The organism is Enterobacter cloacae complex sp. CDL013 (assembly GCF_049238805.1).
Lineage (GTDB): Bacteria > Pseudomonadota > Gammaproteobacteria > Enterobacterales > Enterobacteriaceae > Enterobacter > Enterobacter hormaechei_C.
On record NZ_JBMKGT010000006.1, the window covers coordinates 343,191 to 366,605 of the forward strand.

Annotated in this window: 31 protein-coding genes, 1 tRNA gene and 1 pseudogene; 7 read left to right on the top strand and 26 right to left on the bottom strand. The window is 51.6% G+C overall.

Going from position 1 to position 23,415, the window contains the following annotated elements; genetic code table 11:
• From ACOTXD_RS14755 to ACOTXD_RS14785, 7 genes are all read right to left on the bottom strand, one after another.
• Positions 1–357, bottom strand: a complete 357-nt coding sequence (locus ACOTXD_RS14755; protein ID WP_048208474.1) for a head-tail joining protein — start codon at positions 355–357, stop codon at positions 1–3.
• Positions 357–692 carry a DUF2190 family protein gene (locus tag ACOTXD_RS14760; protein ID WP_045348835.1) on the bottom strand — a complete coding sequence of 112 codons (336 nt, stop codon included), beginning with the start codon at positions 690–692 and terminating at the stop codon, positions 357–359. Before ACOTXD_RS14760 ends, ACOTXD_RS14755 begins: the two co-directional genes overlap by 1 nt.
• 68 nt (positions 693–760) lie before the next feature.
• A complete protein-coding gene (locus ACOTXD_RS14765; protein WP_421766450.1) occupies positions 761–2,863 on the bottom strand; it encodes a ClpP-like prohead protease/major capsid protein fusion protein in 2,103 nt (700 codons plus the stop codon).
• Entirely contained in the window at positions 2,844–4,331 is a 1,488-nt protein-coding gene (locus ACOTXD_RS14770) for a phage portal protein (RefSeq protein WP_126501243.1), read from the bottom strand. Before ACOTXD_RS14770 ends, ACOTXD_RS14765 begins: the two co-directional genes overlap by 20 nt.
• 8 nt (positions 4,332–4,339) lie before the next feature.
• Positions 4,340–4,555, bottom strand: a complete 216-nt coding sequence (locus tag ACOTXD_RS14775) for a hypothetical protein (RefSeq protein WP_048208470.1) — start codon at positions 4,553–4,555, stop codon at positions 4,340–4,342.
• The gene (locus tag ACOTXD_RS14780; RefSeq protein WP_048208468.1) at positions 4,552–6,672 is read right to left on the bottom strand and encodes a phage terminase large subunit family protein; all 2,121 of its coding nucleotides are present in this window, start codon (positions 6,670–6,672) and stop codon (positions 4,552–4,554) included. Before ACOTXD_RS14780 ends, ACOTXD_RS14775 begins: the two co-directional genes overlap by 4 nt.
• A gap of 3 nt (positions 6,673–6,675) precedes the next feature.
• Positions 6,676–7,179, bottom strand: coding sequence for a DUF1441 family protein (locus tag ACOTXD_RS14785; RefSeq protein ID WP_023299857.1), 504 nt, complete (start codon positions 7,177–7,179; stop codon positions 6,676–6,678).
• Between the two features lie 72 nt (positions 7,180–7,251).
• On the opposite strand from ACOTXD_RS14785, the gene ACOTXD_RS14790 reads away from it, so the two are divergent.
• On the top strand, positions 7,252–8,013 hold the full coding sequence (locus tag ACOTXD_RS14790; protein ID WP_052699622.1) for a hypothetical protein: 762 nt from the start codon (positions 7,252–7,254) through the stop codon (positions 8,011–8,013).
• Between the two features lie 34 nt (positions 8,014–8,047).
• Positions 8,048–8,545: a hypothetical protein gene (locus ACOTXD_RS14795; protein ID WP_044703832.1), complete on the top strand. Its 498-nt coding sequence runs from the start codon at positions 8,048–8,050 to the stop codon at positions 8,543–8,545.
• A gap of 510 nt (positions 8,546–9,055) precedes the next feature.
• Here ACOTXD_RS14795 and ACOTXD_RS14800 read toward each other — a convergent pair.
• From ACOTXD_RS14800 to ACOTXD_RS14890, 19 genes and pseudogenes are all read right to left on the bottom strand, one after another.
• Positions 9,056–9,247, bottom strand: a complete 192-nt coding sequence (locus tag ACOTXD_RS14800) for a hypothetical protein (RefSeq protein WP_080339797.1) — start codon at positions 9,245–9,247, stop codon at positions 9,056–9,058.
• Positions 9,248–9,952: 705 nt separating this feature from the next.
• Positions 9,953–10,222, bottom strand: coding sequence for a hypothetical protein (locus ACOTXD_RS14805; protein ID WP_032661738.1), 270 nt, complete (start codon positions 10,220–10,222; stop codon positions 9,953–9,955).
• 7 nt (positions 10,223–10,229) lie between these two features.
• Positions 10,230–10,859, bottom strand: coding sequence for a glycoside hydrolase family 19 protein (locus ACOTXD_RS14810; RefSeq protein WP_048208465.1), 630 nt, complete (start codon positions 10,857–10,859; stop codon positions 10,230–10,232).
• The gene (locus ACOTXD_RS14815; protein ID WP_032634686.1) at positions 10,859–11,137 is read right to left on the bottom strand and encodes a phage holin family protein; all 279 of its coding nucleotides are present in this window, start codon (positions 11,135–11,137) and stop codon (positions 10,859–10,861) included. Before ACOTXD_RS14815 ends, ACOTXD_RS14810 begins: the two co-directional genes overlap by 1 nt.
• On the bottom strand, positions 11,127–11,516 hold the full coding sequence (locus ACOTXD_RS14820; RefSeq protein WP_017384387.1) for a phage holin family protein: 390 nt from the start codon (positions 11,514–11,516) through the stop codon (positions 11,127–11,129). Before ACOTXD_RS14820 ends, ACOTXD_RS14815 begins: the two co-directional genes overlap by 11 nt.
• 470 nt (positions 11,517–11,986) lie before the next feature.
• A tRNA-Arg gene (locus ACOTXD_RS14825) sits at positions 11,987–12,063 on the bottom strand.
• Between the two features lie 331 nt (positions 12,064–12,394).
• Positions 12,395–12,742 carry a hypothetical protein gene (locus ACOTXD_RS14830; RefSeq protein WP_048208463.1) on the bottom strand — a complete coding sequence of 116 codons (348 nt, stop codon included), beginning with the start codon at positions 12,740–12,742 and terminating at the stop codon, positions 12,395–12,397.
• 247 nt (positions 12,743–12,989) lie between these two features.
• The gene (locus tag ACOTXD_RS14835; protein ID WP_241237777.1) at positions 12,990–13,859 is read right to left on the bottom strand and encodes an SDH family Clp fold serine proteinase; all 870 of its coding nucleotides are present in this window, start codon (positions 13,857–13,859) and stop codon (positions 12,990–12,992) included.
• Positions 13,860–14,468: 609 nt separating this feature from the next.
• Complete coding sequence (locus ACOTXD_RS14840; protein ID WP_048208460.1) at positions 14,469–15,047, bottom strand: DUF1133 family protein; 579 nt, start codon at positions 15,045–15,047, stop codon at positions 14,469–14,471.
• 12 nt (positions 15,048–15,059) lie between these two features.
• A pseudogene (locus ACOTXD_RS14845) lies at positions 15,060–16,049 on the bottom strand (DUF968 domain-containing protein).
• Complete coding sequence (locus ACOTXD_RS14850) at positions 16,046–16,435, bottom strand: RusA family crossover junction endodeoxyribonuclease (RefSeq protein ID WP_045325138.1); 390 nt, start codon at positions 16,433–16,435, stop codon at positions 16,046–16,048. The pseudogene ACOTXD_RS14845 and the gene ACOTXD_RS14850 overlap by 4 nt, the downstream one beginning before the upstream one ends.
• Positions 16,432–16,752, bottom strand: coding sequence for a LexA family transcriptional regulator (locus ACOTXD_RS14855; RefSeq protein WP_045617017.1), 321 nt, complete (start codon positions 16,750–16,752; stop codon positions 16,432–16,434). Before ACOTXD_RS14855 ends, ACOTXD_RS14850 begins: the two co-directional genes overlap by 4 nt.
• Entirely contained in the window at positions 16,749–16,976 is a 228-nt protein-coding gene (locus ACOTXD_RS14860; RefSeq protein WP_032659073.1) for a hypothetical protein, read from the bottom strand. Before ACOTXD_RS14860 ends, ACOTXD_RS14855 begins: the two co-directional genes overlap by 4 nt.
• On the bottom strand, positions 16,973–17,632 hold the full coding sequence (locus ACOTXD_RS14865; RefSeq protein ID WP_048208456.1) for an MT-A70 family methyltransferase: 660 nt from the start codon (positions 17,630–17,632) through the stop codon (positions 16,973–16,975). The genes ACOTXD_RS14860 and ACOTXD_RS14865 overlap by 4 nt, the downstream gene beginning before the upstream one ends.
• On the bottom strand, positions 17,632–18,126 hold the full coding sequence (locus ACOTXD_RS14870; RefSeq protein ID WP_006809182.1) for a hypothetical protein: 495 nt from the start codon (positions 18,124–18,126) through the stop codon (positions 17,632–17,634). The genes ACOTXD_RS14865 and ACOTXD_RS14870 overlap by 1 nt, the downstream gene beginning before the upstream one ends.
• Positions 18,123–19,001: a conserved phage C-terminal domain-containing protein gene (locus tag ACOTXD_RS14875; protein WP_048208454.1), complete on the bottom strand. Its 879-nt coding sequence runs from the start codon at positions 18,999–19,001 to the stop codon at positions 18,123–18,125. Before ACOTXD_RS14875 ends, ACOTXD_RS14870 begins: the two co-directional genes overlap by 4 nt.
• Positions 18,991–19,170: a DUF4222 domain-containing protein gene (locus tag ACOTXD_RS14880; RefSeq protein WP_063945205.1), complete on the bottom strand. Its 180-nt coding sequence runs from the start codon at positions 19,168–19,170 to the stop codon at positions 18,991–18,993. The genes ACOTXD_RS14875 and ACOTXD_RS14880 overlap by 11 nt, the downstream gene beginning before the upstream one ends.
• Before the next feature lie 240 nt (positions 19,171–19,410).
• On the bottom strand, positions 19,411–19,881 hold the full coding sequence (locus tag ACOTXD_RS14885) for a YmfL family putative regulatory protein (protein ID WP_032634711.1): 471 nt from the start codon (positions 19,879–19,881) through the stop codon (positions 19,411–19,413).
• Positions 19,882–19,906: 25 nt separating this feature from the next.
• Positions 19,907–20,104 carry a Cro/CI family transcriptional regulator gene (locus tag ACOTXD_RS14890; protein ID WP_032634882.1) on the bottom strand — a complete coding sequence of 66 codons (198 nt, stop codon included), beginning with the start codon at positions 20,102–20,104 and terminating at the stop codon, positions 19,907–19,909.
• A gap of 99 nt (positions 20,105–20,203) precedes the next feature.
• Between ACOTXD_RS14890 and ACOTXD_RS14895 the strand changes: the two genes are divergently transcribed.
• The 5 genes from ACOTXD_RS14895 (at position 20,204) to ACOTXD_RS14915 (ending at position 23,386) form a co-directional block, all read left to right on the top strand.
• On the top strand, positions 20,204–20,860 hold the full coding sequence (locus ACOTXD_RS14895) for a LexA family protein (protein ID WP_032634713.1): 657 nt from the start codon (positions 20,204–20,206) through the stop codon (positions 20,858–20,860).
• A 316-nt stretch (positions 20,861–21,176) separates the two neighbouring features.
• Positions 21,177–21,332, top strand: coding sequence for a hypothetical protein (locus ACOTXD_RS14900; protein ID WP_164552231.1), 156 nt, complete (start codon positions 21,177–21,179; stop codon positions 21,330–21,332).
• A gap of 461 nt (positions 21,333–21,793) precedes the next feature.
• On the top strand, positions 21,794–22,153 hold the full coding sequence (locus ACOTXD_RS14905; protein ID WP_226868919.1) for a hypothetical protein: 360 nt from the start codon (positions 21,794–21,796) through the stop codon (positions 22,151–22,153).
• Entirely contained in the window at positions 22,153–23,187 is a 1,035-nt protein-coding gene (locus tag ACOTXD_RS14910; RefSeq protein ID WP_048208448.1) for a chromosome partitioning protein ParB, read from the top strand. Before ACOTXD_RS14905 ends, ACOTXD_RS14910 begins: the two co-directional genes overlap by 1 nt.
• Positions 23,174–23,386, top strand: a complete 213-nt coding sequence (locus tag ACOTXD_RS14915) for a hypothetical protein (RefSeq protein WP_048208446.1) — start codon at positions 23,174–23,176, stop codon at positions 23,384–23,386. The genes ACOTXD_RS14910 and ACOTXD_RS14915 overlap by 14 nt, the downstream gene beginning before the upstream one ends.
• Positions 23,387–23,415: the final 29 nt, after the last annotated feature.

The following is a 23,415-nucleotide window of genomic DNA, read 5'->3' on the forward strand; positions in this document are numbered from 1 at the left end:
TCAGCTCCACTTATTGATGTCCGGCTGCACCTTACCCGGTGCGCCATACGCCAGCGTGACGCGGGTGCGGCCTTCTTCATCAGCGCCAATGTGCGTCACACGATAAGCCGTGCCGTTGATCTCCACGCCGTGGTGCTTCTCAAGCCCCACGATATCAGCGGTCATCGCGCTGAAGGCCGGAGAGCGATCCTGAATTTGCCCCCCGCCGGGCACGTCAACCGGGACATCAGGCGTCTCGAAAATCACAGTAACAGGACGCAACTCAGCGCCGACAGACAGGACAGCAGGCACCTCTTCGGCAAATGCCCGGGATATCCGGGCATCCGCGTTTAACAGGCGTTGCCGAAAGCGGTTCATCAGTAACCAAGCCGGACCGGAACAGAATCCGCATCCGCCGCCGCCTCAGCCCAGGCCGTGCCCGCCAGAGGATTCGGAGCCGCTGCCTCACCCGCTTCCGCAGTCAGTTTACCGTCTGCCAGATAGAGCTTCTGGCCGACAGTAACCGCTTCCGCTGCCTTTGGCAGGACGAACACCCCCGTGGTATGCAGCACCCCCCACAACCCTGCCGGAATGTCGTCGTGAGCAACGCCCACCAGCGCACCTGAAAGCACGGCGTCACCCGAATGAATATCGGTCGCACCGGTATTCTGAAAATCAAGGGTTTTGCCATCCTGCTGATAATTTTTCGCCATTTTTCTCTCCAGACAAAAAAGGAGCAGCACGCGCCGCCCCGTAATAAAAAACCGTCAGATGACGGTCGTTATTTTTTGGTGACTTTAACCATGCCGCGCCAGTCAAGCGGTGCCACCCCGGCATCGATGCGTACCTTGAACGCGGCACCGTCAACGGTGAAGCCCTGCTGCTGCTCAAGGTATGGCGTATCAATACCGTCCAGATACGCCACCTCAATGGTGTCGCGCCCCTGTGCGGCGGTCAGGTAGTAATCCGTCGGGCTGCTGTCATCGAGGCGAGCTTCAGAGGACACCGTCACAAAGTTCTGGATCGGGTTAACGATACCGCTGTTCGCGTCCGCGCCCGGTACGCTTGCAGATTTGATCAGCTGGTTAGCGCGGGACTCGATGGCCACTGGCGTCAGCATGTAGGCCGGGCGAATATTCAGACGGCGGTCGCCTGATTTTTGCAGCAGCATCGCCTTACGCGCCGTATCCAGGCCTTCGATACTCAGATCGGCGGAGACCAGGTTGCCATGATCGGCGTGGAACAGCGGCTTGCCGTCGGACATTTTTGGGTTGCTGGTCAGAACTGCCCACACCAGATCGCCCACGGTGGCACGCGCGGCAAGGCCCATTGCCTGCGGGATACGGGTCAGCATGTCCAGGTCATCATTGATGATGGTCTGGCGGTCAATGCTGAAAAGTTCGCCGTAGGTCGCAAGCGCAATCGGCTCGCCGCGATCTTTGATGGTGACATATTTATATTCCGCCCCGGCACGGACCTTGCGAAGCGATGCAAGTGATTCCAGACCGACGCGGTGCGCGGTTTTGAAATCAGTCAGGGTGCCTTTACGGGTCCACTGTTCGAATGATTCAGTGGCCTCGTCCCAGCCCATCAGTGCCGCCTTGTGCGCCACATCCATCAGGATATTGCCGAAATCGCTGCTGCTGTGGGTAAACGCAAGGCCGACCATCGCCTGTGCTGTCCCTGCACCTGAAATACCGATCCCGCGATCCACAAGGGAAGCTCGCGCCAGTTCACGCAGGGTATAACCGTTGTAGGCGTTATCTTTTTCAGCCTGCGCATAGCCCGCGCGGCTCATTACCGCAGCACGGATGGAGTCACCGACCAGATTGCCGTTTCCGGCATAAAGATGAATAGCACCCGGACCGGCACTCGGCGTAGTTCCTGCCGCCAGCGCCTGGAGGAGTCTGTCTCGGGCTTTTTCCGCCGTGCAGGAGAAGTCGGCCAGACATTCCGCCTTCAGTGTTGCGAAGGTCGGGAACGCCTCAAAAACAGCGGAAACCGTGTTCACGCGTTCAGCGTTTGCCGTCTGCATCTGCTGTTGCAGCTGCTGGGCCAGCGCAGTGATATCGATATTAGTCATCTGCTGCGCGGGCTGTTGTGGCGCTGGCGGGTTCAGGTTCGTCTGTACCGGCGCGGGCTGCTGTGGCTGATTCACCGGAGCTTCGGCGCGCGGCGCAAAAAGAGATTTAATCTGTTCTGGCATGTTCTGGTAATCCTTCAGTTTATTTTCATTCACACAGGCCGCAGCCTGTAGTTCAGGTTCAAGCGTGTCAGCGAAACCTTTCTCCACTGCCTCGGCCCCGTTAAGCCAGGTCTCCGCTTTCAGCATCGCTTCCAGTTCCTCCTGCCCCAGTCCGGTTTTATTCATATAGGCGCTGAGCATCAGGGCTTCGTTACGATCAAGCCACGCGGCATAATCGCGCATGTCATCAGAATCCCCGGCGATCCCGCCCCACGGTTTGTGGACCATGATCCAGGCGTTTTCCGGCATGTGCACCGTGGCGCCGGGCAGGCAGACAATCATCGAGGCCATGCTGGCCGCCACCCCGTCCACCCAGATATCCACTTTCGCTTTCAGCCGCGACAGGGTGTTGTAGATGGCAAATCCCTGCATGACATCGCCGCCGGGGCTGTGGATATGTAAATCCACCGCGCTGGCGTCAAACACCCCGGCTTCTTTACAGTCCGCGACGAACTGCTGGGCTGTGATGCCCCAGCCGCCGATCACGTCATAGAGGAAAATTTCGACGCGCCCGGCAGACAGCGCGCGGATTTCGTACCAGCACTGACCGTTTGCCGCATCGACACCCGCCAGGCTGGCGCGGGGGTTAATCATCATCGTCCGGCTCGCGCCGATCGTCTTATGGTTTTGCCGTTGCATCTGGCATCGCTCCTTTGTCGTTGGCGGCGTCGGAATCAAACACCAGCCCGTGTTGACGGTTAAACTCGGTTTCACGCAGTCGCTGGCGTTTAACCTCCTGCGGGTTTTTACCCCGCGCCCGTGCCCATTCCGCTTCGGTACCAGCACCGCCACGAACAATGGCTTTCCAGGCATTAGCCTCTTTACCCGGATCAATCCAAGGCATCACCGGGCCAAGATAAAGCGCGTTATAGAGAGAATTCGGATCCACATCCGGCGGCACTTCAACGCCGCTCAGCAACGCCATCGCCAGCCATGCGCGGTAAACGGGCCGGCTGTGCTGGCCGACAAACCACTGTTGCAGGACGTTGTACCCTTCGAAGCTCTCCACCAGCTCCTGACGCTGGGAGCTGTAGGTGCCGTTATAGTCCCGGGCAATGCTGGAATAGCTGCCGCGCGTGCCTGCGGCCACGGCCCGCATCTGTCCGTTTCGGAATTCATAGAGGTGAACATTCGGGCGATTTGATTCCACCATGCCCAGGTCTTCACCCGGGCGCAGGTCGTCGTAAATCATGCCCGGGGCGATATCGTAATGACGCTGGCCGCCGGGAGGTGAAAACTCCCCGTCTTCACCAAGAGACTGCGCATCTCCGCGCTTGATATAGAACCCCAGCGCAGCGGCAATACGGGCGGCAACGCGTTCACTCTCTTCATAATCCTTGATGTCAGAAAGACGGGTAATGACTCCGTGGATCAGGCTGATACCGCGCAGCTGGTGCAGACGCTTGCGCTGCGCAAGGTGAAGCATGTTTTCAGCTGAGACGGTTTTAAGTTCAGCGCTGAACCGCGTCATATTTGCCGGGTGGTACTTGTAAACGCGGTAGCCGACGGGACGTCCCCAGTTGTTAACGATGATGCCCTGGCGAACCTGCTGGCCGGCGATGCTGTTAAGGTTGAACGGAACAAAATCCGCCTCCAGCATTTCCAGCGAGAACGGTACGGAGGTGGAATGTTGCAGACCCGGCACATTCCCCCTGACCAGTTGAGTGAACACTTCCCCGTCACGCAGTGCTGAACGCAGCAGCAGGCGTTCGGCTTCCGGGCGGGTGAACATGCCAGTCACCTCAGGACGCACGGACCATTCAGCCCAGAGCGCCGAAAGTTTCCCGGCGAAATCGGAATGAAGATTCCCCTCCAGATCGAGGGGCTGAGGCTCAACATGGATCCCGTGGGCACCAATCACCCGGTCTTCCATTTTGTCGAACAGGCCGATCACCAGATCATGGTTTTCATCAAGCCACCGGGCCTGTTCCCGCAGGGACTGACCTGCTGCAAACACAGAGGTGTCCGCCGACTGGCTTTGCTTTTTCGCCTTGTGCAACCGTGACGGATTTGCCGCTTCATACGCATTAAGCCGGAGTCGATCCCGCTCGCGTGCCGCGGCCCACCCGGGGGAAATTGCCCTCAGTGTTCTTTCAAGAATGCCCATAGAACGCCTTACAGAAAGTTAGCTAGTTTGTACGAACCACCACGGCTGTAGACCGCGCGCCAGCGACGCTCCCAGTATTCAAGCTCATCGCGGAGCGCTTTCGGATCGTGGTTAGTGATGGCGCGACCGTTAACGCCGGTGAAAGAAATACTCTTGCCGTCCAGCGAGTCCTGGTAGGCCTGGCGCACCATCACCAGCGTTCTCCAGATGTCGTCTTTCTTCACAGCCAGCCTCCTCCCCTACCGGAAGAACCCAGCCAGCTGCCGGAAAGCGTGTTTTCTTTCTCAGGTTCAGCCTTGACTTGTGGCTGAACGGTTTTGTTTTTTTTCACGGTTATCTCCCTGGGGCGCTCCCCTTCATGAATATTTGGGTTGAGATCCTGCGGCTCAGCCCATGCAGGAGGTTTTTCCCAGTCGCGAATTTTTTCGTAGCCGCGCAGAACCGCGACGGCGTGGGCATAGCAGAACAGGTCAAAGGCTTCGTTGGCGCCCTTGCCTGGCTTACGCCATTTGCCATCCACGCCGCGCTCTTCGTAGGTCAGTTCCTCGTAGAACCACTCCCCCAGCCAGTCGGGAAAATGGATATAGCCTGCTCCGGGAGTCTCACGATCAAGGTTATTGCTGAGCTGATCCTTGAGCAGGTCGGTTTGCAGCAGATACACCGGCACCTCGCCACGCGCATCAGCGCGACGGTCACTGCGTTCGGTATTATTCGGGTGAGTTTTGGTAATAATTTTCTGGCGTTTTGTGCTGTCGCCCTTGATCAGATAGACACGTTTACCCAGACCATCCCGGCGACACTGGCGCCAGAATTTATAGGCATTATCTGTCACCCCTTCCTCACCGCCGCTGTCGACGGCCATAGCCAGCACCGGCATACGCCGCGTCGGATCGGACTGAAGTACGTAAGTTTTTTCCAGCACATCGGAGACTAGCAGCTGCCAGTCCTCCGGATACGCGCCGGGGTGGACTGGCTCCGCCTCGCCATGTTCATTGCAGCGCAGGGACTGGCGGATGTTGTAGCGATCCACCAGCCAGCGTTCACCGTTTTCGCCATAACCAATTATCTGCACGACGAAACGGCGCTTTTTCCCGCCCTGAACGTCGACGGCTGCCAGCAGGAAACGCACCTTCGGCGGAACCAGGCGTTTACCGTAATCCTCCGCACGCTGCATCAGCACATCGGCGCGTCGCTGTTCGCTGGCCGAGCGCGGCAGGTATGGCAGCCCCCAGTCGGTGTTGATAACAGCCTTGAGGGTTTCTTCGCTGCCGGTAGCCTCATACTCCTGCTCAGCCGTAAGCAGTTTGTACACCAGCTGCGCCCAGGTCTGGTACGCGGCTGCGGGCCCCTCCATCCAGAACGACGCTATGCGCGAGCGTCGCGGCTCACCGGAAATCTTGCCGTCCCGGTCAATACTCTGACCTTCACGCAACCAGACACCCACCCCGTTAAGCTCGCGCTTTTTATCTGCGGTGATAATGGTGCTGCAATGCGGACAAAGCAGATGAGCCGACTCACTGGCTTTTACCGGATCAGGTTCATCACGGTATCCGGTCATCGCCTCCATCGCAGGCTGAAAATATTCACCACAATGCGGGCACGGCCAGTACCAGCGACGGCGATCTCCACGGTTGTACAACGAAAGCGCGCCTGTAGTTGGTGGTGCTTCATGGGGAGATTTTCGGCGCCATTTGCTGTCGCGAATGTCCCGGCCTGGCGAACACTCCACCAGAGTCATCCCGGCGGACATAAAGGTGGTGGTACGCTTGGAAGCCAGGGTAAAACCGTCACCCTCGCCATCGATGTCCTCAGGGAAGCGGTCATAATCGGTGAGCGCTACACATTTGAAATCTGACGAGGACATGATGTTGATGGAAGGCCAGCCAATCTTGAGATAGTTGCCCGCCAGAAAAGTACGATCATGCACGTTGTTGTCGTTTCGCAACGGGCTCAGGCGTTTCGCCACTTCAGGACTGACACGAAACGTTCTCGCCAGACGTTTTTTAGAGTGCTCACGCGCTTTCTCTTCGGTCATCTGAACGACGAGCATATCGGACGGGTCACAGACAATGTTGTATACAACCCAGCCATCCACCAGGCCGATCGTTTTCCCCGTACGTGCCGGTCCAACAAACACCACTGCATCGTATTCACGCATCGCGAGGCAGTTCATCGGCTCTATCACATAGGGAGCGACAGCAGGATCCCACGGTACCGAGTTACCGGCCCCCATAGGTACGCGCATAAATTTTTGAACCGCCTCAGCCACAGGCATACGGCGCGGGGCTTTGAGAATGGCGGAAGCGTTACGCCTGACTTCCGCTGCCGTGGCCTGTCGCATGATTTACTCCTCTTCTGGCATTTCCTCCTGTTCTGGTGAGTCGGCCTGCTCAACTTTGAGGGCTATCTGGTCACGCAGATCGTCAATAACCTGCTGCACCCTGACAACTGCGGAAGGGGTCATGGCGCAGTCTCGTTCAAGGATGTCGGGTAACGTCTCCAGCACCTGAACCATTGCTTTTGCCATGGAGGAAAATTCTCTGGTGACTTCTGACGCCGGGATCAGCTCCCCTGTTTCCTGCTGAAACTTGAGCCTTTCACGCTCCGACTGAAACCAGGCTTTACGATCGGGGGGAAGCATTTTGTCGACGTCCACCAGCTCCGACGGTGTGGTACTCGTCAGCAACTCCCTGAGGATATCGGTGATGGCATAAAGCTTAAGTTTTGGATTGCTGCCCGGTGCCGGCTGAACATTTGCAAGCTTGCTCGCGACCGTCTGGCGGTGCAGATCGGTAATGGCTGCCAGCTGCGTGATATTCAGCCGGAAATTTTTGAGTTCGTTATCCATGATGGTGAACAAAAAATAGTCATTTCGACATCCTGCTAATGATCAGGACTGAAATATCAAGAGGTTAAACAGATGATGATGAAACCCATAAAATGCAAAAAACTAGCCGTTTCCCGCGTGTCCTCGCCCCCTCGGTGCTCCAAACCGCCAGGAGTACCTTTCACAGATGAGATTCATTTTCACCTGTTCTTTGATGCCAGAATTGCCGCCCCTGTGCTGATCGCGGCGGTTAGCGATTCAGCCAATACCTCCGCAGGTATCATTGGTAATCGTGCAGCCCAAAAAGCTCTTGTTCTCACCCAGTCCATTTCTCCGGTAAGTTGTGATGTAATAGCAACTTGCAGTTCTTTTATCAGAGCTGCTTTCTCTTCTTCTCTTTCGTACAGGGAGTTATTCATAATCATGTCCAACATTGACAGGTTTGACGAGATTGCAGGTCAGGTATTTGCTGATTTGTACAATACGTTTCCTCTTACAAAAACCTTGGGTTTAGCAAACTACATTGAAGGTGACTCCGCACTTGATCCTGATGGATTTACAGGAGCTGAGCTAACGGCAGAGGCAGAGTTTGTTAAAGCGACAATCACATGGCTCATCAATGCAGGCTTTCTTTCTTCTGGTGGTTTTCATGGTGAATATTTTATGGACGTCATTCTGACCCCTAAGGGCCTTGAATGCCTGAAACTCATGCCGGACAGCCTCACATCGCCAGCCGGAAACGAATTAATAAAAGCGGTTAAATCCGGAAGTAAAGAGACTCTGAAAATGATTACCAACCACGTTCTGGCGCTGGGCGTAAAAATCATGGCCAGCAAATATGGACTTACTAATTAAAGAAAATTGAATTGTTAACTGAGGAGCGTTGATCATGAGCCGTAGTCCACGAGTAAACCAGTTCAATGTCATTTTTCCCGTAATCTGTACCTTACTTGGTGTAAGCATTACTGCGCTTTTAGGATTGTACGGAAACTATTTACAAACTCACAATGCCTCTAAAACAGCGTGCGTTATTCGGGTAGATAAACAAGAGTCGCTCCTGAGAGAAAAATATAACCAGTTTATGGTTTCAGTAACTTCGTTTGGATTTTCACCTGCATTAACCAACCCGATGACGAGAAGCGACCTGAGAAAGGATATGTTGCCTGTAGTTCAAAGCGCAACAGAAGTAATGACTTACGCACCTCCTGAGCTGGGTATGGTTGCGGCTAACGTTCTTAAGGCCTTTTATCTGGCAGACAGCGCTGGTGATAATCAAGAATTACAAGAGTCGGCAATTAAGCAAGCTGGGCAATCCTTTAAGGGAGCTTATGGCGCTTACATGAAGGCGCTCAATACACTTGACCGGCAACGGCAAGGCTGTGATTAAATTTCGTTCTGAAGCCCTCCCTTTATGTGAGGGACGATTGACTTATCCGTCTGTAATGGTAACGACTCAATGTGAGGAAGATTTTTGTCGTTACATTTAAATATGCATTTTGTTTGCATTTTTTGAGCAAGATGTTAAGGTCCAACAGCCTTAGAGCAAGAAGCACAAAAACATAACAAAAGATTCAACTCATAATTGCCCCGTAACAGGGGCTTTTTTTAATGCTCGAACTCAACTCAAGCCCACCAGCTGGTAAGCTTTGGTTCTGACAGGTTGTGGTGCCGGGTGCCTCCCGGTGAGCCTTTAGGTTAACCAACCATGACCCGCTTGCTTCAGAAATTCACGATGCCCTCATGAAGAAGAGTCGTCAGGTTAATTAGCCCCGCCGCTGAGGGGGATTCACCACGGTCAAACTGTAACACATGAATGCCGATCGAGTGCGGCGTTGTGAGACTTTATTACGGTTAAAATCCAGAGAAGATACTGTGTCAGAGCCTCATGGATGAGGTTCTATGTTGTATGGTAGTTCGCCTGCCACGCTTTATTATACGTCAAGATGTTTTTCTTCGTCTGCCGATCCAGAACGTCGATGTCGTGATCAGTCAGGTAGATTGGTTTTACCCAGTCACAGGCGGTTTTAACCACCACCGGGACGCTTCCACGTTTCACGCTGCTCACGATGAACGATGCGTATGTAACCATTAAGAAGCGCGTTGCATTGAAGTAGGTTGGTAATCAGCCAGGCTGTAGATACAATGGTTTGACATAAGTTAACGTCAGGACGACCTGCTCATGATTTTTCTTTATTCTTTTATTGCACTATCCTCCCTGTCAGCATTCGTCTTACTATGCTTTTTTGCAATTTATCAGTTTTCTGTTAAGGGTGACGTCAGTTTCTACGTAATGCTCTTTGCTTTGATATTCCTTTGCGTATCATTTTACGGAGCGGTGGGTTTTACTTACACAAAATTAAAAGATGCCGGAACTGTAATAAGAATTATCTGAGCCCACCAAGGAAATATCTAAGATATATGGAGAAAGACCCTATCAAGCCCACCAGCAGCCAGGCTTTGTAGTGGTTTTCAGTCAGCATCAGGTCTAAGGCAATAATTGAGACCGTTCTATAAGTTAAAATCCAAATCTCACAAAGCTGAATATTAATTTTAATATTTGACTCTGTTTGTTGAGCAATGAACTACATTCAAAGTCTCCTTGTAATGATGGCTACTTTAGCCACCCTTCCGAACTGTTGGATTTCAGTTCGGAAGGGTGTTTTTTCCTTGGCAGTTCGCCTGCCACGCTTTGTTGTGCGCCAGGATGTCGCGCTTTGTCTGCTTATCCAGAACATCCCAATCGTGCGCTGTACCGTAAATCGGTTTAACCCAATCGCACGCAGTATCGACTAAATCAACCCTTACGGGTCCAGTAGTCCCGCAGCTCGCGATCAACATCGTCGCCATGCATATGGTTAACAGTCTGCTGTACATTGCTGGCCTCTTTCGTTGTTTCTACCCTGCGTTCGGCTGCTGCGACCATTGCCGCTGCGTTATCTTCGTTGCGCTGCTGGTCAGCTTTTGCTTCCGCTTTGCTGGTGCCGCGAATATGGCCCAGGCCAAAAGCTCCAGCTATCGCTGAAATCACCAACGCGAACAGCCCGATTATTGTCTCGATACCCACATTCACCTCACACCAGAACTGATTTCGCCAGGTTAAACAGCGCGCGGCGTTTATCCAGCCCGTTACGGCCGCCATTGATTAACAGTGTCACGCGCTCCACGTCGCCGGAATGAAGCAGGCAGCCGCGGGTCGCATAGAACCATGCAGCAGAACGCGCAGCATATTCATCTTTTTCAAGCAGTTCTGGATGGGTGACAAGGTCAAGTTTTAGAGCATGGCCACAACTGCGGTAGTTGCTCAGGCCGGTAACCTGTTTCAGCCCACGACCGCGATATTTCCAGCCATCACCGGCAACCTGATTGCCAAGGTGTTCTTTTCCCCACTCACCACCGTATACCAGATTAGCGATCGCTTTCTGGTTAGCCGGGTGAGCTGCCGTTCTGCCAAGGGCGGCGGACTGCTGTGGAGTGATGCGGTGGCTGCCGAACGTCGGCACTAAGTTTTCAGCAGCATAATTAAGATTTTCCACCACACGGGTAAATCTGGTGCTTTCATGCCCCATCTGGGCAATGAACATGGCCTGATCAAGCGGTGCGGTGATGCCGTATTCCTTCATAGCGGCGTCGATATGCGGAAACCAACGCGCTGCTAACCCGGCGCTGATACCAGCCGCCTTCTGAAATTGTGTTTGGTTCATTAGTGCCTCAGACGATCAACCAGCCGCGCCATATTTCCACGAACCTTCAGGACGGCGGCGAAGATAAGAATGTTTGCTACCACCACCAGCCAGCTGGAATCACGATAAAGGCCGAAGATGAACTGCAAGGGGATCGCGGCGTAAACCAGCACGGTTATATACGCCAAAATAGAAATGATGGGCCGATGCCGGGCGCCATGTCGCTGGTAAAACATCAGCACGATGACGATGGCCGCACAAATAAACGCATTAAAGACTGCTGACGGGTCAATTGCCATTTCCCCCTCCCCCGCGTAGCCGCGAGAAAAACTTGAACACGTTGTTCAAATCCTGGTTGTTAAGATAAGTGAGGATTTTTATACACAGGGCAGACAGAATCACTGCGCCCAGTGCATCCAGCGGTTTTTCATAGTGCGAAGCTGCATTTAGCAGTGAGCCAATAAGTCCTGCCCCGAGCACCCCAACGATAAACGACGTCAGGAAATATGCTGCCAGTCGGGCGCGGGACAGGTTTGTGGCTGTCGCGACGTAGAACACCGCACCACCAAACGCCCCGAACACCACACCAAAATCTGTATGAGTAAAGACGCCGTACAGGACTGAACCCAGCAGGCCGCCGCCGAGAACAGCGCCGGTGCCGGTTAATGGATCGGACATTAAGCCCCCTCTTATTGCTGTGATCCCTCTCAGGAAATTTGAGGGGAATAAAAAAAGCCCGCTCGCGAGAGCAGGCTAAAGTGATGATTATCACAAGAAGGTAGAAAGGAGATCATCCGAAAGACAGGTAGTGACGTCCGGGTATCGAGGCCGATTCACTGATTGTTCAGGAGAACCATCTGCCAGCGGATATATCCCCTTCTTCTTTAGCGTAGCCGTAACTTCGGGAAACGAGCAAAAAAAACCTGCTGTTTAAAGCAGGCTCTCAAGGAATTATCAATTCGATATTATTGTTATCGTGGTGCCGGGTGCCTCCCGGTGAGAATTACTCCAGCAAACATTCCCGCGTCTGAGAGGTTTCCTTTTCAGGTAACTGCTGGAACGCCCCTCCGCATAGGGGGATTCACCACAATAAAAAAATAGCGCATAAATCAGAGTTGAGAAACTTCCTCGCTTAACGAATTGGACACTGGTCCGCCATCGAGGATTCGAACCCCGAACCACAGAGGTAGAAGCTCCGTGCTCTTTCCAGTTGAGCTAATGGCGGAAAAAAAAGACCAGCAATGAGCAGCTGGTCATGGGTCATGCAGTTTTCTCTGCGATGTAGGTGTATCCCCACCCAGTGTTTTATGTATCGAGAGCATTATCGAATGCCAGATTAACTATAGTACCGATGAAAAAATTCACTCTGTCAAAGGCCATCAGGAATGATCAGCCCACAGAGACAGTCACACTGACCGTTCCCTATGGCTCACCCCTGAAAGGCTCTGTGGTTGAATTGCGCCGAGCGTGGCGCGGGTTGAAACAAAAAAGGCCGCCTTCAGGCAGCCTTGGGTGAATTATAATTATCTAACAGAACACTTTTTTACTTCTCGGGCCTAATTATTAGCCCAGTAAGATATGTCCTCATTCAAATCTTCAAGTGATTCGGGGCGGCGTAGCCTGTAATAATCTGAGTAGTCATCATCCTGAGTGAAGATGACAGCGAAGGGATTCAACTTATCCGCATATACGACATAAGTATCATAAAATTCGGGCTCTACACCAGGAGGCAGATCTTTGATGTGTCGGGATTCGTCCCAATCAACATGTATCACCTTCAGCTCTGTTCCTAACCTTTCTGCGAGTTCACTTTGCTCCAAATGGTGTGCAAAATCCGTATCGAAGTCATCTATTTCTTGAACTGTGAAGGTCTGAGTTCGCCTTCTCTCATAGGCATCCGTCATGCTTGTGTCCTTATGCTGTGCTGGCAAACCTACAACATAAGGATATTAGGCCAAGGTATCAAGTGACAGGTATCATTGCTTCACTTGTACAACCAGAGCGTTAGCTTCTACCAACCACAAGCCGCTGCCGTAGTACCAGAAACAGGATCGGACATTTAGCCCCCTCTTATTGCCGTGAGTCCTCTCAGAACGAGGGGATATAAAAAAGGCCACCCGAAGGTGGCCTTGAAGAATTTTGGAAGCGTGGTTAACAGATGTTCCACATCATCGTACTACCATTATGGTTTTCGATGATTTTTGCTGCTGGGCTAGTGCCAAAAGAATGCATATAGCAGTGATGAATAGTGAGAACCAAATCCTGCAATGTCTGATCACCCTCAAGCTCAACGATATTCAAACCGATACTCTTGGCTTTATCAAGATGAATATGTCTCGCATGCGCATAAGTGGTGTGATGGTTATTCAACTCATCACAAATTCGTTTAGCTTTTTCTTCAGCATCATCCTGACCAGCAAACATCCCAGTGCAGAGCCATTTCTGAACGATTTCGTTTGCCCAAACGATGGCTTTTTCACACTCGCCAATTAGCGTGGGGTGAACTTTTTGCAAGGTAAACTGCCACCATTGAAGCGCTGCCGGGTTAGCAAGTATCTCTGCTTTAGCCCTTTCATATTCTTCAATAATTGCATGTGATGACAGACCATTAAACTGAGGATCAATAGGTCCTAAATTCGATTGCTTACCCAATACGATTTGCTCTGCACAACAGGCCAACATCGTTCCGCAGCTCATCGAAATCATAGGTACAATAGCCCTAATATTCGTTCCAAATTTTGAACGAAGATAATGACCAATCGATTCAAGGGCTGCAATATCTCCACCAGGGGTGTGGAGCAAGATATCCAGCCCTAGCTTTGTATCCAGCCCATTGATAGCTGACATAAGGCCATTCTTATCATCATCCGACATTTGAATCAGGTGTTGATACCCAGGCCCACCTTTCTGAAGGAAGCCTGAGTAATAAGATATTACATTTCGGCCTGTATGCTGTGATAACTCACGTAAGTACTTATGGCGAACCTCATCCGCTGGTGTACGCTGAGCGATAGTACCCATCTCACCCAACACGTCTATCCAATTTGGCATGTTATCAAGCTATCAATAAGTATACAGTTGGTGAGATTGCGGATTAGTCTGCTCCAAAGCGCTCACCGTACTATATGAATACAGGACTCCAGTCCTCACAGATTGATCGTTTTGTTGAGCAAATACACGCATAGCATAATGCTCTACAGATTCGCCCTTGTGTAACTCTTCGGGTGTTATGCCCATTGTTTTGTAAAATTCAGTCGCGCCCATGATGTATCCCTCGTTATGTCTACATCTAGCCCCTATCAGCGTTTAGAGATACAAGATGTAGTAGCTACCAGTCTTCTAATACACGAAAAGCCTCAATGTGAGGCTTTAAAAGGAAACTTTTTGGTAAAGATTTAAACAGACTATAGCGAGTTAGATGCAGATTTGACAAGTATAAAAGGCACTAAAACCTCACAAATGAGGTCCTTTTGAGATATCTCACAACTTTTATGAGGAACCTCAAAACCTGATTCACACAACATGAAGAAGTTAAATCTATACGAAAAATTCAATCAAAAAACCCGCTCAAGGGCGGGTTTCTAATTTTTTGATGCTCAGTACGCTTTACTGTCCCGAGCCTAACACAATTTAAGCACTTTCTTGCTCACTCTGCAACTTAAATCTGTCGCCATTTGTGCCGAACGCATCACAAAGTGGTGCGTAAAGGATCGATTCTGCAAGACTAACCCATGTATCAATGCGACGGCGGCATGTGATAAGGGTCCAGTCGGGGTGTTTTGCATTAAGCTCGTTAGCCATCTGAAGTTTGCTCTTACGAAGACGATGACGATCAACAATCACACTATACAGCCCACGGTATTCTTCGTTCATCAGCACTGCCGCAATAACGCCGTCAATCTTAAGCCCCTCTTCGTCCGAGCAGAACGCCAGGCCAGTTTTGTTTTTACTGTCGACAATTTCTCGCAGGTACGCTTCCAGCTCGGGTTTGGTGATGCCGGATTTCTTCATGCGGCGCAGCGCATCGTTGATGGCGGATTTGGTTATTTTCCCGGATGCCAGAAGCTGGTTAAACATGTTTCCGCCCGAGCCACCACCGATATAAGACCAGCGGCCCCACATGCGGAGCTTTCCCTGTACCCAGATACTTTCGAGAGTGCGAAGGCGAACCAACTCGCCGGATTTGCCTACTTCTGAAGGATTGATCATTTGCGTCTCCACTTACGCCAGTACGCCGATTGCCAGCGCACGATCTAAAAACCGAAACAGCAGCGTTAACTGGTCACCGTATTTCGCTTCAAATGCCACGGGATCAGCGTGTAAGTCGTCGTGATGCGCTCTGCACAGCGGTATCACAAACAGGTCATGCGCTTTGGTACCCATTCCACCCTGCCCGTGGCCTATCAGGTGGTGGGGGTCGTCTGCTGGGTTATTACAGCAACAGCACTGCTGCGACTTCACCCAGCGGGTGTACTTCTCATTTTCCCAGCGTCGGCGCTTTGGCCTCAGCATGAAAGATTCCGGCGTTTCAGGATCGACCTTCACCGCCACTATCTTTTTTGCCTTCTCCTGAAAGATTTGCGTAGCCGGTAATGACGGGACAATGTCGCTTTCCCTCATCACTGAACTGTGCTGTTCTGGCTTGATTCTGAGTGCTTTACTCGCCACCGATTCAGGAACAAGGTCAGCCAGATCATTACGTACCATCCACCAGCAGAACTCAGGAAGCGAAAGAGTGTGGTCAGGGCTGAAACCTAAATCAATATTTACCCTTTCCAGCAGCCATTTTACCAGGTTCTGCATGGCAATTCCTGCCAGTCTTTCAGTGGTTTGCTCACGTAAATGGTTATCACACGACCAGCAAAGACGAATGCTCCCCGGAGCGTGGCGCATTACCGTAAAGTCACTGGCATGCCAGTCAGTGTGAGGCCACTGGCATTCAAACTTTCTCTCCAGTTAGGCATCAAGGCTACTCAATCCACCAGCTCGCTGAATGACCCTCTCGTTAACGAAAATAGCCTGCATGTTGGCATCGTCAGTCAGGGGCTGGTGGGCTTCAGGGATTAATCCAGATGGCAGATGCTGGATGGCTTCGGATGGTGGCTCAATAACTACCCTTCCCTGACGGAATAGCCAGAGCAGTTCGGTACCAGGGCGGAACAGAACCACCCCGGACATCGGCGCAATTTCAGGCGTCAGTATGGCTCTCACCCAATTCCCCCCATTGTTGGTTGATGCCTGGTTATCGATATTTCTACCCTTCCGCCATGCACTTTAGGTCCCCACTCCACCAGCATTTTCTGCACCTGGCTGTCATCCTCCCAAATGCCTGCATGCGTGAGCGCGTCAAACAACGCCTTGTTGTAGTTGTCGATGTCGCGGCGGCGGGCATCTGGCGGAAAGAGAAGGATCTCCACCGCAGCTGGTGATGATGATGGTTTTGGTAAGCAACGCAGTTGCTCAATGATCGCTGCACATGCCGCGCTCTGGTATGCCCTGCCCTTCTCGCTGATAAGATGGCGGCCTTTTAACGGCCCCTTGTTTGGGGCTCGCCAGTATGTGTTTACGCTCGGTGGGAACGGGAGCACCAGTTTCATAAACTCACTCCCTGTTTTTTCAGCCAATCAACAGCGTTATCTCTGGCCTTATCTCCACCGGATAGCAGGTCTTTGATGATCGTCACTGGATCTGCATCCCATTCCGTTTTGACGACGGTAATGCCCCTGGCTGCGCCAGGAGCAACAGTGATGTAACCCTTTTTCTTAAGTGACTTCACGTGCGCAACAGCAGCGTTCGGTGATGCGCAGCCAATTAATCCGGCAAGCTCCAGCATCGTAGGTGGGAAGCCAGCCTTTTCGATATGAACCTTGATAGCTTCGAACACTTCATTCTGACGCGGCGTTAATTCGATCATGACTCGACTCCATAACGCCCGTTCAGGCGTCCGATTACGCTGTTGAACATCACCAGGCTTACGCCCATCGGTTTAACCTTCTCGTGGTACTCCTTCAGGATCGGAGGCACTACGACATTCCAGCTTGGCTTTGGCTTCTGCTTTAGGGCTTTTTTGATGGCATCGTTGCATTGACGGGCAACGTCACGAACCGCATTTTCCTGCTCTGTGGATAGTTTTTTCATGCAGCACGCTCCTGAGGTTTGCCCATTGGAACGGCTACGGCCGGGATAAGCTCAACAGCTGGTGATACTGACTGATTCCCCCAGTGGTCCCATCCAGGCGCACCGCAGCGGCTAAAGAGTTCGATGCGCGGAACGTCACCGTAAAGTTTTTCCAGGCGGAAACGGGCCTCTGCTGGCTTTTGGCTGTGCTCACCAAGTGGGCTGTAGATAACCTGCTTGATGCTGGCGCACTTGCGTTCAAGTCCATTCCCCCTGGTGGCGATCAGCAGGTCTTCAGTATTGGCTCGGGTGTAGTTCCCGCCGTTCATGCGTGTCTGTGCGTTCAGCAGGTCAAGGAAGTCGTAAAAATCCTCCACTCGGCCAGCCTGAAGTGCTTTGTTGATGTGCTGCTCTGCCAGTGGGTTGAACTGCACCCAGGTAAAGCCCTTCATCGTGCGGACCTTAAAGCCCCACGCTTCAGCCAGCTCGATAGCCTCTCGGGTGTGCGTACCGGTGAACCACATAGCCAGAACTGCATCATCGGCAGCCAGGTCCCAAACCGGCAAGCGCTTCATGTCGATCAGTTTCATCGTGTCGTAGTGATCTTCTGCTGCACCGTTACTGGCTTTGTTGTCATAGAGCCAAGCTGGGTCAGCGTAAATCAGTGAGTATTTCATCAGACATTCCTCGCTCGGCCAGCAAGACACCATGCATCAGAGGGTGCTTTAACTTTCGGCGCCATGCTCAGGCAACGCTGACGCTCAATCAGTATCTTCAACCGCTGCTCTTCGTTCTTAGAGCGATTGAAGGCATCCATCAGAACTGTGGCCGCACGCTGGTAGAGCCCTTTTTCAAACAGGCCTTGAGCCTTATCCATCATCCTGGTTACAGCTGGATTCGGCGCTTCTTCCTGTTCCGATACAACTGGTGTATCTGCCCGGTTAATTTTCAGTGCAGAACGCCCCTCGCTAACGTCACCAGCCGGCGCTTTGGCAAAATACTGGTAGCACTTACCGTTATGCTGCCGTGTTGCGCGATTCAATTTGACCAGATGGCATACACCGCGCTGAACAGCATGAAGGCGGTATTGAGGCATTGAAGCTGCAATCTGTTTGTTAGTTAACCCAGGGTTTTCAGCGATGAAAATTTGAATATCTTTCAGAAGGCTCATGAGTTCGCTCCTCTGAAACCTGCCGGGATGACTTTGTCTGGCTGACCGAATTTCAATGGATCTTGTTTGCGGACAGCGTCCCAGTCCTCACGCTTAGGTCGGCCTTTGCTATTCCAGCGCAACGCGTTCTGCAAATATCCTTCGAACTTCGTCGGCCTGAACAAAGTTGTTGGCTGCATGTGTTCGTAGTATTTCGTCTCTTTCCACTGCTCGTGCTTGTAATCAATAACCAACAGCAACTCATCGTGTGTGAAGTTCTCTCGAAGTCTGGCGCGAATATTATCCAGGGAGCTTTTCCCCTTGCGGAATGTCTTACCAGTAACGTCATTGAGATGGTTGAGGATTAAGACTGCCTGACCAGTTATCAAATCAACCTGATTGACACATGCAGTGTCGGGTTGCGACGCAACCTGACAATTAGGTTTTTTATCTGATGGATCAGTAGTTGATTTTACTGACGGATCCCCACCAGATTCTGACGGGTGAAAACTGCCATTATTACTGTTTTTCGACGCATCAAATTTTGACGGGTCGGATTTTGATGCATCAGATTTTGACGCGTCAGATTCTGACAGGTGAGAAAAGGCAGCTGCCTGTAATTTCGAAACATTGAGCTGGTAAACATTCGATGCATTGCGGTTGCCTTTACGACGCTGCTGGCGAGTCAGCCAACCGTCTTTTTCCAGCTGAGAAATAGCTGTGCGTACCGTGCTCTCACCAGCACCAATCTGGCGCGCGATGGTAGCAATGGAAGGCCAGCTAACCCCTTCATCACTGCTGAAGTCTGCCAGACGCGCCATGATGGCAACGCTGGACAGCTTCATGCCAGAAGCGGCGCAAGCGTCCCAAACGTAACCTGTTAATTTAGTGCTCATGGTCGTCCTTTAACTCTGTAAATTTACGCTGGAATTGCTCAAGAGGGCTGAAGCACTCATGATCGTACCCTTCGCGGAGGTATATAACGCGTCGAGTCTCGGGCTCCCATCTGATGACGTGGACGGTGATGCCTCTGTGGTCTCTGAATCGCCGGTCAACTTCAGCCATTCCTCACGCCCCTTCTCGTTCATCAGTGCAAATGCCTCTACCATCGCGTTCACAGGCTGGTAGTTGTTCTCATCCGCCTGGTTGTTTAATCTCTCCACATAGCCGAACGGGGAATCTTTCCCTACCAGTGGAAGGCATCTGAATTGCTTCGCTGGTCTCAATCGGTTTAAACTGTTCATGCGTTAGTTTCTCCACTGAATACGACACGCCACGACGCCCGGAGCTGCACACTCGCGGGCGTCACTTTTTTTGGCTTTTCTTACGGCTAAACAGCGCGACAATCGCGCGGATCTCTTCTTCACGCGCTGCCAGATGACGGCGGTGGTATTCATTGATTTCTTCAGCTTCATGACGTTCGATTACTCCATCTTCGAGAGCTCTCTGGATCACGGTATCAACACGTCCACGCGCTGCTGACGTTCTCATGGCACGATCAAACAGGTCGACACGATCAAGGTCTTCAAGTTGAGGAACGTCCACCAGCAGCGCACCACGGCGACGGGCAAAGTAATCCGCCAGGAGGGACGTATTCGAGATGTCTTCCATCGCCTCCAGCTCGTTCACTTCGAAGAAACGGCAGCCGTTCTTCTCATACAGGTTGTTGTTGAACTGCGTTACTGACATGCCAAGAGCACCGGCCATAGCCTCACGGCCTCCTGGATACGCTTTGCACATCGCTTTAACTACTTCTTTCAGGCTTGGCTCTACCATGTTGTTTTTCCTTTGGTAGTTAAAATTAAGCAGCGTTTTGATTAGGCTTAGCGTAAAGGGTTGGATCAACTTTCAGCTTTTCAGCAGTCAGTGCCTGAATCTCGAATGCCCTGCCCTTTGGGATTACTTCACCCCACCCAGATACTGATGCATGGGAAATCCCTAAAGCCTTGGCTACGTTCCCCACGCTGCCGAAGTAAGAAACCACATCATCTTTTTTCATTTTTGCCTCAAATGTAAGGGAAACACACACCATGATAGTAGGATATCTTACATTTAAAGGTCAAGGATTCCTACATCATAAAATGGTAGGATTGCCTACATGAAAATGAATGAACGCATCCGCGCAAGACGCAAAGAGCTAAAGCTCACCCAGGCTGTTCTCGCCAAGTTGGTTGGTGTAAACCGAGTAACAGTCACAGGATGGGAGTCTGGTGATTATGAACCTGGAGGATCTAACCTACAGGGGCTGGCGGCTGCCTTAAAAACTAACCCTCAGTGGATTATTACCGGACAAGGTGATCCAGACTGTGACGAAATTCTTTACAAGCCGACTGAGAAATTTGGAGTAAAGAAAATTCCTATCCTATCTTGGGTTCAAGCTGGGGAATGGACAGAAAGTGGTGCTCCCATTACTGAGGACGATATTTCCGAATGGATATTCACCACTGCCAACTTATCTGATGAAGGTTTTGCATTACGTGTTCGTGGCGACTCTATGACAAACCCGAATGGAGCACCAAGTATTCCTGAAGGCTCCTTTGTTGTGGTGGACCCCGATTACGGCAGCCCACAAGAAGTTAATGGCAAAATTGTTGTCGCTCAGATTGTTGGTTCTGCTGAGGCCACTCTCAAAAAGTTTGTTATTGATGGGCCATTAAAATACCTGGTACCGTTAAACCCTAACTACCGCGTAATGGAAGTCAATGGTAACTGCAAAATTGTCGGTGTGGTAAAACAAGTAGTAACTGACCTCTAATATCTTTCCCCTCTTAAGACCGACATTCGTGTCGGTTTTTTTTCATCCTTAATGTAAGTTTTCCTACTTTTAGTGTTGACACACCAAAGTAAGATATCCTACGTTTGAATCACACCACTGGTACTGACAGTTACCTGTGTTGGTGTGGTAGTAAGTAGTACGGCATATGGCACATGTGCCGCAGCGGTCCGGGGATTCCTTGCAAGACAATATCCAGATCCAGCGGGTAGCCAGAATGTGCAAGCCAGGCAAGTACGACGGCCAGAGACGTTTCACCAGCGTGGCGATCAGGTGTGACACCTCGGAAGAGACGAGGATGCAACTGAAAGAGCGCGGGCATGAAAAACTGTACCCTTCGACTACTGTAGTAACCAATCCCAATGGTGGCAGGCAAAGCATGGTGAAGGTGGACCGCTCTTTTTCAGTTGTGGTGAATGACGGGGCTGACCGTCAAACGGTTGAGAAAAGATAAGCAGGCGAAACGTTCTAAGCGAGCATACGGACTGATCAAACGCGGATGGAACGGGCGGTTACGATATTGAAACACCGCGCCACTGAGCTGAAGTTCAGCACCAGCCACCACAAACGAATCACGTTAGGAAGGTGGTAAACCGTAGTAACGGTACCAGATGCTGTGTGTAGTCTTGGCGGTCGGCAGTTTTGAATGTCCTTAATGTCGACCGCCCCTTTTTCACAACTGAAAGCGCGTTCAGCGTTCAACTTGAGAGGCCGTAGTCGTTAAATCAACTCAGGAGAACGCGCTCTCAATTGTGGAGAAGCTGACTGGCGGTGGCAGCCGCCCGTTTCACTAAGTGCTCTGGTTGGGTGCTTATTAAAACGAAACCCCATTATTTTTTGTCGCCAGTCGGCGAGGGATTCGTGCAACCAAAATTCAGCGCTGTGCAGAGCGCGTATAACACGGAGAAACTATCCATGACGAACACACAGAACGTCACCGAGTTACAACCACGCATGACCCGGGAGCAGCTGATCGACGCAGCGGGTAAGGCCGCCCCTCTCCTTCCGCCAGCTTATCGCGGAATTATGACCGAACTGGCTAACCGCCTGGACTATACAAGCGTAGCGCTTTGCGAAGCGATGGCGCAGCGTAAAGAACTGGCTCTTCAGAACGCTACTCTGCGTGAAGATGTCGCAAGCTGGGCCAAAGAGTGTGACCGCATTGTTGAACGCTACACGAAGACCAGAACCAATATGCATTTACTGGAAGCCCAGCGAGAATTGCGTGAGCTGTCACCCATCGTCATTTCCCAAAATAACGAGGTGGCTCTCTGATGGCTAACTCATTCAAGCAAATGACACGTGACGGGACCATCAAGCGCACCGACACCGGGATGTTTATCAGCCTTGATCAAATCCATGTGCGGGAAGGTTTCAACAAACGCGAAGATGATGAACGTACCCGCCAGGCAGATGATGACCTCTTCAACTACCTGATGAACGGTGGCTCCGTTCCCCCGCTGGAGGTTATCGCCCGTGATGAAGGTGGAGTGTGGGTTGTTGAAGGCCACCGTCGTCGTCGCTGCTATGCGCGTTGTGCAGAAGCTGGTAAGCCAGTAGACCGCATCCACATCATGCCGTTCAACGGTAACGATGTTCAGCGCCTGGCCCGCATCATGACCAGTAATAACCAGCTTCCGCTATCCGATATGGAACAGGCAGCTGTTATTCAGGAGCTACATAACGCCTTTAACCAGACCACCAGCGAGATAGCAAAGCTGGTGAATAAGTCTGTGGCCACCGTCGAAAAGCTGCTGCTCCTCAGCACGGCGAACCATGACGTTCAGCAGGAGGTTAAATCCGGTGCTGTTTCAGTCGATGTCGCGGTTGATCGCGTTATGGAGTATGGCGAACAGGCCGGGAAAGTACTCCAACACGATAAAGCTGTAGCGGCTGCACAGGGGAAAACGAAAGTTACCCGTAGCTCTATCGCGCCAGTGCTGAGCGTAAAGAACGCGCGCCGTTTCGTTGAGCTGATGGCTCAGGCCACGATCAGTGATGAAGGTGTCTTCACTCTTGAAGGCACTGCCCTAGCCGAGGCGCTGTCGATTATTGACGAACATAAAGCCATTGCTGAAGCACGTGAACTCTATCGCTTGTCACAACCAGTACCGACAACAGAAATTCGCGGACGATCTCTGTATGTGATGCTCGATGGTAAGGAAATTGGTCGGGCCTCACTGTATCGCGGTAAAACCGTTTGGCTGGACATGGATGACAAAACCATTGTCGCCAGCCAGTCAAAGGCTGTGGCCCACTTCGTTAAGCAACACAAATTGCAGCAGGAGCAAAATCATGACAGTCAATAAACCAATGACCGGTGAACAGCTGGATGAACTGATGACTATTGCTGTCAACATGCAACGAGATAGTGAAAAAGTGAGTGACCGCCCTGCTGCTATGTTCGCTTATGCAGTGCAGGTAGCTGTTTTGGAACTGCGTAATCTCCGTACTAACGTGGCGGCGCAGGTTGCGGATACTACGTCGCTTAAACACGCACAAGCCTAAATCAAGAACATTAATGGTTTATGAATAAA